Here is a 12,952-nt window from a genome sequence, read left to right as displayed (position 1 = left end):
TTTCCCTTGCCGGTTGCGCGGTTCCCCGTTGGGCGATTCCCCGTTCTCCCTGTCCTGCGAGGGGATCAGCCTGCCAGGAGGAGATAGACCAGAACCGTCAGCGCCAGGGCGCAGGCGCCGACCACGCTGAGCACCAGCACGCGGGCGTCCTTGCCCTCGGCGGTCCCGAAGGTGTCTCCGCCGTATCGGGAGCCGGGGCCGGGGATCGCGCCACTCGGCGGGAAAGCAGGCGGTGCGAGGGGCGGCGGGGAGGTGTGCTCGGCGATCCGGCTCCGGCCCCGCTCGGTGGACTCCCGGGGCGGAGAGAGCGGTGGGGGCGGTGGGGGCGCGGGTGACCGTGCGGGGCCGGGTACGGCGACGGGCGCCGGCGCGAAGCCCGGGGATTCCGTCGCGCGGTCCTGCCGGAGTGCCCGGAGGAGCGCCAGCCAGACCGCGTCGCCCAGCCCCGGGCCGTTCTTCTGCTCCAGGATCCGGTCGACCGCCGCCCGGCCCGCAAGGTCGGCGCCAAGGGCGAGGCGGGGCAGCACCGCGGCCAGCCGGCCGCTGATCCGCTCGTCCCTGGCCAGCGGCCGGACGGCCCAGTGGTAGAGCGCGGCGGCGTTGGCGGCCCGTGTCTCGTCGGCGGGCGGGGGGCCGGCCGCCGGGCGCGGCCGGCTCGTCACGAACAGCCCCATGTCCAGGACGGTTTCGCACAGTTCCCGGCGCGGAGCGCGGCCCCACTCGCTGTACCGATCGGCGATCTCCCGGACCAGCAGGCCGACGGCCGCGTACGGGATGTGCTCCTGCCGCAACGCCATGACCAGGTGCTTGTCCGTGGTGCCCGCGGCTGCGGCTTCGGCCCGTCGCGCTCCGTCCGGCTCCTCCTCCATCAGCCGCAGGGCCGTGAGGAGTTGGGGGTAGTCCACCGTCCGCTTCTGGCGACGGTGGATCAGACGGCCGGGCCGGGGCGCCGCGGGCCACTCGGGGCGGACGCGCGGCAGCCCGCCGGGGCCCTCGGCGGCAGCCGTTTCGGGCTCGGACGGCGGGCGCGACGGCCAGGTCGCGTGCGCTGCGGTCGCTTGCGGCTCGGGCGCGCGCGGCCCGGCCGTGAACGGTCCGGGCTCTCGCGGCTCGGGCGCCCGCGGTCCGGATGCCCGCGGTCCGGCCGTGAACGGCTCCGGCGCAGAGGGCTCGGGCGTGAACGGTGCGGCCCCTGGCGGGCGTTCGGGCGCAGGACGCCGGGGGGTGTGCGCGCCGGACGCGGAGGTCTTCGCCGGGGAAGCCGGGGCCTCCTGCCGGGCGGCGGCTCTCCATCCGGCGCCCGGATCGACGGCTTCCTCCCGCGCGGGACCCGGGCCGGCGGAGTCCCTCGGGACGGAGTCGGGTCGGACGGCCCGCTCTCCCCCCACGCGTTCGAGTCCGGCGGGCAGGCCCGACTGCCGGGACTCCGCCGGAGCGGAGTCCGGCTTCACGGCCCTCGGTTCCACGGACCCCGGATGGTCCCCAGACCCCGGTTCAACGGACCTCGGATCCCCAGACCTCGGATCCCCGGATCCCGGACCCCCGGACCCCGGCTCCACGCGGTCCGGCCGCCGGCCGGGCATACGCGGATCGGCGCGTCCGGGGCGCGCCGGCTCCGGCCGCCCGGCCCGCCCCGGGTGCACCGGATCCGGATTGCCGGCGTCCGTCCGCGGCTCGGTGTCCAAGCGCCGGGGGTCGAGCCCGCGGTACTGGTCATAGGGCTCGTCCCGCTCCTGCGCCCGAAGCGGAACCGGCGGTTCCCGCCGGGTGGTTCCGTACGAGCCGGCCGGTGCCCGGCCACTCTCCTGCGTCCGGCCGCCGGCCGGTTCCCCCGCACCGTTCCGTCCGTACGCTCCGCCGCCTCCGCGCGGGCCGTCCGACCCGTACGCCTCGTCGCCCGGCCCGTACGCACCGCCGGTCCCGGCCGGAGCCCCCGCGCCGTACCCGCTCCGCGGACCGTCCCCGCCGCCCGCGCCGTACGAGCCGCCCCCGCCGCCCGGGGCCTCCGCATCGGCGGATACGCGCGTGTCTCCCGCGCCCGCGCTGTGCCCCGCACGGGAGCCGGCGCCGTCGCCCGAGCCCGGGCCACCACGTGCGCCATACCCGGCGGGAGCCCCGCCCCCGCCGCGCCGGAGGCCCTCGCCGCTCCAAGCGCTCTCGCCGCGCAGCCCGCCCGCGCCGCCGGACGGTCCGCCCCCGGACCCGTCCCCGCCGCCGTACGAGCCGCGCGGCGCGGAGGGCCGGCGCGGGCCGTCCGGAGCCCGGGTCAGCAGAGTCAGCGCCCGCTCGGCCGCGGCCAGCAGGTCCCGGCCGCCCCCGGCGCCCGCCGGGCCCCGCGGGCCCGGGCCGCCCGCCCCGCCCCCCGCCGCGGCCGCCAGCGCCTTCGCCACCTCGTATTCGTGCCCCTCGCCCTCCTCGACCCGGCGCAGATACCGGTCCACCAGCCCGGCCGCCACCCGCTCCGCCCGGTCCGCGAGCCGCTCCCGGGGGTCCGTCCGGGTCCGGTCGGTGCTCCGGGACACCGTGCCCGGCCAGCTCCGGACGAAGAGGAAGCGGATCGCCCGGTCCTCCACGGTGTCGTGGGTGGCGAAGGTCCAGCCCCGGGGGTGGACCTCGCTGAAGATGCCGTGCAGCCCCCACAGCACCCGGCAGGCGCTGTCCCCGCCTTCCCGGTCCAGCACGGTGAACGCCTGCCCGGGGTTCCGGAGGAACTCCGCGGCCACGGCCGTCAGCGTCTCCCGGGCCTCCGGGAGTCCGGCCAGCAGTCTCCGCTGCCCGTCGTCGGCGGACGGCAGCAGCGCCGACGGGCGGACCGCCTCCAGGCTGCCCCGGACGTCGCCGAGCGCGAGTCCGCTGCCCGCCCACGACCAGCGGCTCAGCCCGAGGCACAGCTCGGCGTCGAGGATCGCGGACGGTCCCAGCAGGGCGTGGCAGACCGTGCTCGACCGCTGTCCCCGCGGGTCGGGCCAGGGCGCGCGGTGGACGAGCAGGGTCTGCCCGGCCTTCTCCAGCCTGATCAGCGCCGGGACGGTCTCGGCCGCCGTGCTGCGCAGCAGGGCGGCGGCCCGGCGGAAGAACTCCCCGGCCGTCTCCTGGCCGCACGACCAGGCGACCGGGCCGAAGCCGGTCGTCCCCAGGGTGTTGCCGGCGTCCCAGCGGAAGACGATCTGGTCCACCGACTCCTCATGACGGACCATCAGGTCCCTACCTCTCTCCATCGTGCTCCGGGGAGGAGCCCGCTCATGGCGAAGACCGACAGCAGTGGGGTCAGCACCCGCCGCGGCCGGATGCCGTGCGGATAGACGTCGCCGCGGACCTGGGCCCCGGTCGCCGCCACGAAGTGCAGCGTGCAGCGGGCACAGTCGTCGAACGGCTTCAGCCAGGAAGCGCTGCCGTGGTGGGCCACGAAGGCGTACGCGTCGCGGCTCTCGGCGAGCAGGGCCTCCTCGTCCAGGTCCGCCGTCCCGCGGCTCAGCCAGCGGTCCACCGACGGGTCGAACCGGATGAGGTCGCTCTTGTTCACCGCGACCGCCGCCGGTGCCTCGATCCAGGGGCCCGTCCGCGGCACCCGGTTGAGGACGGTGGTGAACGCCTCGTCGCCCAGCTCGCGCTGCTGGAACCCGGTCTTGGCGCGGATCGGATCCAGCGCCGGGAGCCGCAGAGCCCGCAGCGGGTCGAGGACGAAGATGAACGCGCCCACGCCCATCAGAAAGCTGGTCACCTCGCCGTTCTGCGCCAGGTCCTCGCCGGCGAGGTCGAAGAACAGCACGGGCCGCGTCACCCCGCCGCCGGTGACCAGCAGTCCGTCGGCGAAGTGGGCGAACGACATCTGGCCGGTGCTCTCGAGCATCTTGCCCCGGTGCAGGCGCTGCACCCGCTCCCGGATGAACTCCCGGTGGGTGTCCGGGTTGAGCGGCAGGCATTTCAGTCCGTACGGTTCCAGCCCGCCCTTCTCGATCTCGCCCAGCATCGCGGCGAGCAGATGCGTCTTGCCGGCCGCCGAACTGCCCACCAGCGCGACGGTGAGCGGCTCGCCGTTGGTGAGGAACGGGACGGGCAGGTGGTGCGGCGCGTCCGCCGGGGCGTGCGGGCAGGACTGGTACGCCTGCCGCAGCGCGTCCTGCCGGTGCATCGGGCGCCGCTCCCGGCTGAGGTCCAGCGGCTGGAAGACCCGCTTGGAGTCCAGGGTGAACAGCCGCGTCTCGTCGTACTCGACGGGCAGCAGGCAGTACGGGCAGAGGGTGGGCCGTTCGGCCGGCGGCAGGGGCGCTGGCGGTGGCGGCGGGTCCGCGGGCCCGGGCCCGGCGGTCCCGGAGCCGCGGGGCAGCCAGAAGCGCCAGGAGCGGCGCGGGACCGGATACTCGTAAGCCTCCTGCGGCGGCTCGGCCGTGCCGGGTTCCTCCCGCTTCTTGGCGCGCTGGGCGTCGAATTCGGCACGGGCGGCGCCGAGCGGATCCGCCGGTGCGGCCGCCGCGAGCGGGTCGGGCACCCGGAGCAGGCGCATGAGGTCGGACGGCCCGGGCCGGTTCGCCGCGCGCGGGTCGAACAGGCCGCTGTCGCCCAGCGCCGCCAGCCGCCGGAACTCCCCGAGGTCGTGGGGCACTTCGGCGGCGGGGCCCGGCCGGCCGGACAGCAGGAAGTAGACGAGCCGGCCGACGGCCCACAGGTCGTCGCGGGTGTCGGCGGTCCCCGTGCCCTCGCGCTGCTCGGGCGGCGCCCAGGGCGCGGCGCCGAAGGACTCCCTGGGCTCGCCGATCCGCTGCGCGGCGTACGGCTCGGCGAGCCGGACGTGGGTGCCGTCCCACCGGACCGTGTCGGGGGTGATCTCCCGGTGGACCAGCCCCGCTTCCTCCAGCAGGCGGACGGCGAGCACGAGTTGCGCGAGCAGCTTCTGCTGTTCGGCGACCGCCAGCGAGCCCCGCCGGCCCGCGACGGGCTCCCCGTCCGGGGCGCGGTAGAGCACATACGGCTCCGCCGCTTCGAGGTCGAAGCCGGCCAGCCGGGTGAACACCTCCCCGAACCCCTCGGAGCCGTACCGCCGTTCGATGGCGACGCCGGCGCCGACCTGGCGTTCCAGGGCCCCGTACGCGGCGTTGTCGCCCTGCGCGGAGAAGGGCAGCCGGTACTGGAGGAGACGCCGGCCGTCGTCGAGGGTCACCATGCGGGCCGTCAGCGGCTCCCGTCCGGGGAGCCGCAGGTCGGCGTGGAGGCGGGCGGTGGTCCGGTGCGCGTCACCGCCGGGGGTCAGGAACTTCAACTCCGTGCTCCCTCCGCCGGTGGCGGCGCCACCGGCGGAACCCCCGCCGCGGGAGCCGGCTCGGGCACCGGCGCCCGCCCCGGCCCGTGGACCCGCGCCGGGTACCGCGTTGTCGTCATCGGTCGTCCTCATCCGCCCCATCCCTCCTGTGACCTGACGGTGCGCACGACCTCGGCGCGCAGCGGTACGAGGCGCAGCACGCCCGCGTGCCGTCCGCCCGGCGTCCAGACGATGTCCTCGCCGGCGGCCTGCCAGCCGTCCCGCGGCGGGTCCGGTTCCGCGCCCCGGCGCATCGCCTCGGCGGCGAACCGCACCTGCCGTACCGCTGTCGGGTCCTTGGAGAGGATCCGGCGGTGCTCGGCGCGGCAGAGCGGTACGACGTCCTCCTCCGCGCCTCCGTCCGGGCCGAGCAGCTGTCCGGCCCGGTCGGAGGAGACGCCCAGCAGCTCGGCGGCTCCCGGGCGCTGTCCGGGGTCGTCGGAGAAGCCGGGGGGCGAGGTGGCGCCGTCGCGCCACAGCCCGGCCCGTTCCTCGTCCAGCAGTTCGGTCATCGGCCGCCGCACGGAGGCCCGTCCGGCCTCCGCGGGGTCCCGCTCCACGGCGGCCCAGCGCGTGGCGAGTACGCGGGTGGCGCCGCCGGCCAGATCGCCGAGCAGGGTGGGGACGAGGGCGGGGCCGCCGTCTCCCCGCTCCCGCTCCAGCCAGGGCGGGTCGGCCGGGGCTCCGAGGAGCGCGGCGTGCGCGGTGTGCTCCTGGTCGTGCGCGGCCTCGTCCGCGATCTCGGCACCGCGCTGGTACGGGAGTTCGCGGCCGCGCGGGCCCGCGGTTCCGTCCCCGTTCCCGTACCCGTTCCCGCTCTCGTGCTCGTGCTCGTCGTGCCACGGGGCCGTGCGGGGGTTTCCGCTTCCGGCGTCCGCTCCGGTGCCGGACCAGGGGCCGCCTGCGCCGCCGCTGTCGCCGTAACCGTCCTGGCCTCCGTGGCCATACGCGTCGTGGCCGTCGCCGTCGTTCTCGCCGCCGGTGCCCCAGCTGTCCCAGCTCCAGGGGTCGTCGGCCGGGCCGGCGGCGCCCGGGGCGGCCGGTGCCGTGCCGCCCGCGCCCGCAGGGCGCCGTGCCCTGCCGGGCGCCGGCGGGTCCTGCGCGGCGAGCCGCTCCTCGGCCGTCTCGGCGAGCCCCCGTACGAGCCGGGCGACGGCGCGGGCACCGTCCGAGCAGTGGTAGCGGGCGTCGGCGAACAGCCAGTCCTGCACGGCGGTTTCGGCCAGCAGGTCGTCCACGCCGGTGATCCTCCGGGCCACGGACCGCACATCCGTACGATCCCACCAGTCGTCGACGGCCGCCGTCCAGTCCCGCAGGACCAGCGCCACCGAGCCGGCGACGGCCAGGCCGAGCGCCACCGCCCCCGCCCAGACCGGCGGGGCCGGCAGCGTCCCCGCCAGCCCTCCCGCCGCACCGCCCGCGAGGCCCGCGAGCAGCCGCAGCCCCGAACGCGTGCTCCCGCCGCCGTCCAGCGGATACGCGGACGAGCGGTTGGGCCTGCGCCGCAGCATCAGCAGGGTCAGCAGCGCCAGGACGAGGCCGGTCAGCGGCCCGGACACCCAGCCGAGCCCCGGCCACAGCCCGGCGGTGAACGCCAGGAGGAACACGGGAGCGGCGTGGACGAACGCCGGGCCGCCCATTTCGAACGGGAGCGGTGCGGCGAGCTCCGCCGGCAGGCTCTCGGGACAGATCTCGTCGAGCCGGGCCAGCCGTGCCGCGCTGCCCGCCGGGGCGGACCGGTCGGACAGCGCGCCCAGCCGGGCGGCGACCGAGCGCAGCGGCAGCCCTCCGGCGATCATCCGCTCGGTGTAGGCGCGGAGCCCCGGGCCGACCGCGCTCCGCGAGGCCTCGGGGAGTTCCGGCAGATCGATGCCCCGCTGCAGCAGGGCGCTGCGCTGCTCCGGGCTGAGCCGGTCGCCGCCGCCCTCGCTCAGCGCCTCGGCGACGCAACCGCGGTACGCGCCGACCGCGTCGGCGAGGACGACGAGCCGTTCGGGGAGATCGACGGACCGGGCGCGCCGGCCGAACAGCCCGGCCGGGCCGCGCACGTGTTCGTAGTCCTCCTCGGCGTCCCGCAGCGCACGGTCGCAGGCCAGCCGCCGCGCCTCGGCCGGCCCGCCGGGGACCAGCCAGCCGCGGCCGGCCAGCGCGCGGGGGACGGCGTCGCCGATGAGGTGGCCCAGCGCGGCGGGGACGGCGTCCGAGGCGCCGGAGCCCGGCCCGGAGCCCGAGCCGGGTTCGGGGCCCCTGCCGGGTCCGGAGCCGGAGCCCGGCGAACCCTCGACGACGAGGGCGGGAGCGGGCACGTCCTGTCCGGTCAGCTCCTCCAGTGCCCGGCGCCAGGCGCGGGCCTTGGCCTCCTCCGTCAGATCGTGTTCGAGTACGCGGGCGGCGGGGACGGCCACCCCGTGCGGGACCTCGGCGACCTGGCCGAGCACGGCGCCGAAGACCGAGGGTTCGGAGAGGAGTTCGGTCAGCGGGCGCAGGGCCTCGCCGACCGCTTCCGGGCCCGGCCCGCCGGTACCGCCGCCGCGACCGGTCGTCCCGCCGGGGCCCCCGTCGAAGCCCTCGTCGAAGCCTCCGCCGGCCGCGCCACCGCGACCGCCTTCCGCGAGGCTCGGCTCCGGCTCCCGTTCCGGTTCCGGCTCCAGGGCTGCCGCCCCGGCGAAGACGTCGGGGATCCACAGCACGCCGGCGGTGGGCGGCCGCAGGACGTGCGGGCGGAGCAGCGCCGGGGAGTCCGCGCCGCCGTACGCCAGGCACAGCACCCGGGCGGGGCCGTGCGAGTAGAGCCGCTCGTAGTGCTCCTGATGGTTGACCAGTTCGGTGGCGTCGTCGAGGACGAGGAAGGACCGGGTCCCGGCCGTCCGGGTCCGGGCCAGGGCCTCGCGCACCCGGGCGTCCAGGTCCGCTTGGGGGGCGCCGGTCCGTCCGCCGCGGTGGCGCAGGTCGACGCGGACCACCGGCTCCGCGGCGGACCGGCGTTCCGTGCTCACAGCCGCGTCCCCTCGTCGCCGTCGTACCGGCTGTCCCGGCGGTCCGCGGAGGGCCGCCCGTCTCCGTGGGACCAGTCGTCTCCGTGGGACCGGCTGTCTCCGTAGGGCCGGTCGTCGTTGGAGGGCCCGCCGTCTCCGTCGCGGCGGCCGTCGCCGCGGTCCCGGTCGTCCGCACGGTTTCGGTCGTCCGGCGCGGGCGGATCGCCCCAGTCGCCGGTGTCCCAGGGCTCGTCCTTCCGGTCCGGCTCCCGAGCGGGGCGCGCCCCGCTCTCGCCGCGGTACGGCTCGTCCGCGCGGTACGGCTCCTCGGCACGACGCGGCGCATCCGCGCCGTACGGCTCGTCCGCGCGAGGCGGCTCCCCCGCGCCGTACCGCTCCTCCGCGCGACGCGGCGCGCCCTCGCTGTACGGCTCGTCCGTACGACGCGGCTCGTTCGCGCCGTACCGCTCGGCCGCGCGACGCGGCTCGTCCCAGCCGTCCGGCTCCTCCCGGCCCCGGTACGCCTCGCGCCTGGTGCTTTCGGCACGGGAGCCGTCCCCGCTTCCGGCGCGGGGCTCCCCCGGCCCCGGGTACGGCTCGCCCGCGTCTCCGCCGCCCGGCTCCGCCCGGCCGGGGTACGGCTCTCCCCGGCCCGGGTACGGCTCCGCCCCGTCCGTGTACCTCGGGCCCCGGTCCGCGTACGGCTCCGTCCCCCGGCCATCGGCCGGGGGCTCGCTCCCGCGCTCGGAGGGCTCCGCCCGGCCCGGATGCCACTCCTCCCGCGCCGGGTACGGCTCGCCCCGGCTTCCCGCGTCCGGCTCCGCCCGGCGGGCGTACGGCTGCGCGGCCCGGCCGGGATACGGCTGAGCCGAGTCCGCGTACCGCTCGTCCCGGCTTCCTCCGGTGTGCGGCTCGTCAACGGCTCCGGCGCGCGGAGCGTTCCGGCCGGGGAACGACTCCTCCGCACCGCTGTCCGCCTCGGTCCGGCCCGGGTACGGCACTGTCCGGCCCGGGTACGGTTCCGCCCGGTCCCCGTACCGGCCGGCCCGGTCGGCGTACGGCTCACCCCCGTCGGCGTACCGCTCACCCGGCCCGTACCGCTCACCCCGGTTTGCGTACCGCTCGCCCCCGTCCGCGTACGGCGCGCCCGGCCCGTACCGCTCACCCCCGTCCGCGTACGGCGCGCCCGGCCCGTACGGCCCCGCCGGATCGCGGGGCGGCCGGGGCGGTGCGGGCCGGGTGTGGGGGGAGCCGTTGTGGCCTCGGCGCGGGACCGCCGGTTCGGTCCGGGGCTCGGCGGTTCCGTCCCAGGAACGGCCCCCGGGCGGCCCCGGCGGCACCGTGCGGGGCCCCGGCGGCGCGGTACGGGGATCCGGCGGCGCGGTACGGAAATCCGCACCGGCCGCGCGGGAATCGGGGCCCGCCGTACGGTAATCCGCGCCGGCCGTACGGAAATCCGCACCAGCCGCGCGGTAGCCCGCACCGGCCCCGTGCGCCCCCGGCTCGGCCCCGCGCGGCCCCGGCGGGCGGGACGCGGCCGAGGCATCCCGGCCGTACCGCTCGTCCAGGGCCCGCAGGGTCGGCCTGGTCGGCCGGTTCACCCCGGGGAAGCGCAGGTCGAGGGCGCCGTTGAAGGTCTTCTCCCAGAAGTCCCGCAGGGGGACGAGCCATTCCTCGTCCTCCGCGGCGAACTCCCCGGACAGCTCGTCGAGCAGGGCGAGCTGCCGCGGCGCCACCTCGTGCACGAGCTGCCGGAAGAGCGGTGACGGGGCGGCGTTCCGGGTTGTCAGGCCGCGGGGCTGGGCCCGCATCAGCCGGTCGCAGACGTCCTCGATGATCCGGCCCTCCTCGTCCAGCAGGGCCCACTGCTCGTAGGCGCGCAGCAGCCCGGCCCAGCTGGAGAGGCCCTCGTCGAAGGACTCCAGCCGCAGGGTCATCGTGGCCGAGTCCCCGTCCTGGAGCCGGATCCGGATCCGGTCCGGGGAGGCGGGGTCGCCCTGGGTGTCCACCTGCCCGTTCCACACCGCGCACAGGACGCGGTGCAGGATGCGCCGCCGGTCGTCCTCCGTGCTGGCCAGCCAGTCGTCGCGGTAGCCCAGCCGCTGCCGCCAGTGCAGGAAGTCGCCGCCGCCGGCCGCGTCGCGCGCCTCGGCCCAGAGCCGCAGCGAGTGCCGCACCTCGGAGACGTCGGTGAGGCTCATGCCGCTGCGGAACAGCACGACGGTGATGGCCTCCGCCTCCACCGCCCGGCACTCCGGCTCGCCCACGGTGTCGCGGGGCAGGTTGAGCTCCTGCTTGAGGTACTCCCCGGCCCGTTTGTCCGCCTCGCTGCGCGGATGGACGATGAGGGCCTTCAGCGGGCCGTTCCCGTCGGGGGTGAAGCCGACCGGCAGCAGTCCGGCCAGCCGGGAGCGGAACTGCTCCAGCCAGCGGCTGTCGACGGTCGCCTCGGCGTCCTCGTCGCCGGCCGCCGCCCGGAGCAGCACGCCCAGGGAGGGCAGCAGCGGGCGGTCGTCCAGGTCGCTCGTCTCGCCGAAGAGCGTCTTGACGCGCCGTTCGAGTACCTGCTTGATCTCCTTGACGGCGGCGCGCGGGGAGCGGCGCACGGCGTCCAGGGCCCGCAGCCAGTCCTCGGGCTGGACCAGCCTGGCCAGCAGGGTGGCCGGGTCGGTGTTCTCCGGCAGGCCGCCGTGCCGGACCAGCCGGTCGAAGACCTCGTCGTAGAAGGCCCGCAGATTGTTCTGCGGGGGCAGCAGGTAGGAGACGCCCGTGCGGTCGTCGCGGTAGAGCTCCTTGCGGCGCTCGGCGAAGAGTTTCCGCTCGTCCTCCTCGTGGGCGCGCAGGGCCCGGACCAGTTCGCCGGTCTCCTTCAGGGCGCGCACCAGCGGGGGCCGCCAGCGGGACTCGTGCTCCTTCCAGGCGCGGTGCCACTGCCGGTTGGCCCGCCACGTGTACCAGGCGTCCTGCTCGCCGATCGCGTCCTGGACGTCGGGGTCGCCCCAGCGGGCCGGGACCATGCCGCCGACGCCGCCCTTGATCCGGGGGATCAGCGGGGCGGACACGTCGACGCCCTCGGGCCGCTCGGGGTCGTTCTTGCGGTTCTCCAGCATCCCGGCGAATCCGGCCTCGGCCGCCCGCTGGGGGTGGCCGGGGAGCCCGGTGAGGACGCGTTCCAGCCGGAACGGGCCGAGCGTGCCCAGCAGTTCACGGGCTCCGACGCCCGGTTTGAAGTCGTCGACGAGCCGGGAGATGTCCCGGTCCAGTTCGCGGTCGAGCCGGGCGAGGCCGTCCTCCATGTCGCCGATCCGGTCCCGCAGGGCCTGGGCGATGGGCTTGCCGCCCTTGGGCAGCGGATCGGGTACGGGGATGCCGGGCGCGTCCCTCTCCCACAGGCGGCCGATGCCGGACCGCAGGAACATGTCCCGGACCTGCTCCGTGCCGCTGTCGCGGGGCCGCCGGGCGTCCTCGGCCATGCCCCGCACGGCCTGCGCCAGCAGCCGGCCCGCCACGATCTCCGCCAGATCGTCGACGGGGACGGTGAGCGAGGCGGCGAGGCTGGTGGACATGCCCCGGTAGCCGATGCCGGAGTGGGACGGCGTGGAGCGCTCCACGCTCTTGTTGACGAAGCTGGCGGCGAACGACTGGTAGTCGCCCTCGACGCGCCCCTGCGTGTTCTCGTCGCCCAGCTCCGTGCCGATGAGCGACATCACCATCGCGGTGATGGACCGCCGCAGGTCCTCCGGCCGGATCACGGAGGGCCGGCTGAAGAGGAAGGCCGTCTGCACGGTCGAGGAGCGCAGCTTGACCAGGCCCTCCTCCGGGTAGCGCACCCCGGCCTCGGTGCGCGGCACGACGTCGCCGAAGTCGGCCTGCGCGTCGGGGGCGTTCTGGTGGTCGACGAGCCGGGAGATGTCCACCAGGGCCCGGGCGGAGTTGAGTTCCGCCTCCCGTCCGCCGCCGGCCTCCGGCGGGAAGGCGGAGGGCATCACCACCAGCGGGTAGATCTTCACGCCGGGCACCTTGGACCGGCTGAACTCGTGCCCGATGAGGTGGATGAAGTCGTAGAAGATGCCGGCCCCGGTGCCGCCGGCCACGGAGAACGCCACGAACACGTCGCAGCCGCGGATCTGCCGGCCGCCCATCTCCCGCAGGTCGCCCGCCGCGTTGCCGATGGCGCCGACGGCGGCGCGGAGCTGCCGCAGGACGGGCTCCAGACCGCTGCGCAGGGTCGCGAAGAGCGCGGCCCGGCCGACGGTGGGCAGCTGGCCCGCACCGTTGTGCAGCGGCGCCACCCGGGGCTGCCGCGCCTCCGGCGGGAGCCAGGAGCGGGTCTCCTCGTGCAGGGCGACCCGCAGCATGCGGGTCACCTCCGGGGAGGTGTCGTAGCCGGTGGGCAGCAGGTCGTGGACGGCCCGCGAGGTGCGGGTGTACGCGGCGGCCTCGGTGCCCTTGGCGCTGAGGTGCGGCAGTTGGTCGAGTTCGGACTCGCTGAAGTCGGCGTAGACGAACTGGAGGCAGTCCGGCAGCTGGAACGGGGCCCGGCGGCCGTCGGCGACGAGCTTGGTGCCGTCGGGGCCGCACAGTTCGCGGCGCAGGCCGCGCTCCAGCTCGGCGCCGATCCGGCCACCGGTGCCGCCCAGGCCGACGAAGAGCATGGGCTGGTAGATCTTCATGTGGTCTC

Annotated in this window: 4 protein-coding genes; all 4 read right to left on the bottom strand. The window is 76.8% G+C overall.

Going from position 1 to position 12,952, the window contains the following annotated elements:
- Positions 1-65: 65 nt before the first annotated feature.
- The 4 genes from IF83_RS0102675 to IF83_RS0102660 all read right to left on the bottom strand — a co-directional run bounded on the left by IF83_RS0102675 (position 66) and on the right by IF83_RS0102660 (position 12,944).
- Positions 66-3,197 (bottom strand): hypothetical protein, encoded by a 3,132-nt coding sequence (locus tag IF83_RS0102675; protein WP_030542371.1) that lies wholly within the window; start codon positions 3,195-3,197, stop codon positions 66-68.
- The gene (locus IF83_RS33570; protein WP_158710982.1) at positions 3,197-5,257 is read right to left on the bottom strand and encodes a protein kinase family protein; all 2,061 of its coding nucleotides are present in this window, start codon (positions 5,255-5,257) and stop codon (positions 3,197-3,199) included. Before IF83_RS33570 ends, IF83_RS0102675 begins: the two co-directional genes overlap by 1 nt.
- Positions 5,258-5,385: 128 nt before the next feature.
- Positions 5,386-8,292 (bottom strand): hypothetical protein, encoded by a 2,907-nt coding sequence (locus IF83_RS33565; protein WP_037678375.1) that lies wholly within the window; start codon positions 8,290-8,292, stop codon positions 5,386-5,388.
- Entirely contained in the window at positions 8,289-12,944 is a 4,656-nt protein-coding gene (locus tag IF83_RS0102660; RefSeq protein ID WP_167343570.1) for a tubulin-like doman-containing protein, read from the bottom strand. The genes IF83_RS33565 and IF83_RS0102660 overlap by 4 nt, the downstream gene beginning before the upstream one ends.
- Positions 12,945-12,952: the final 8 nt, after the last annotated feature.

It is taken from the genome of Streptomyces albus subsp. albus (assembly GCF_000719865.1).
GTDB lineage: Bacteria > Actinomycetota > Actinomycetes > Streptomycetales > Streptomycetaceae > Streptomyces > Streptomyces albus_E.
This window is presented reverse-complemented; position numbering and strand designations above follow the sequence as displayed.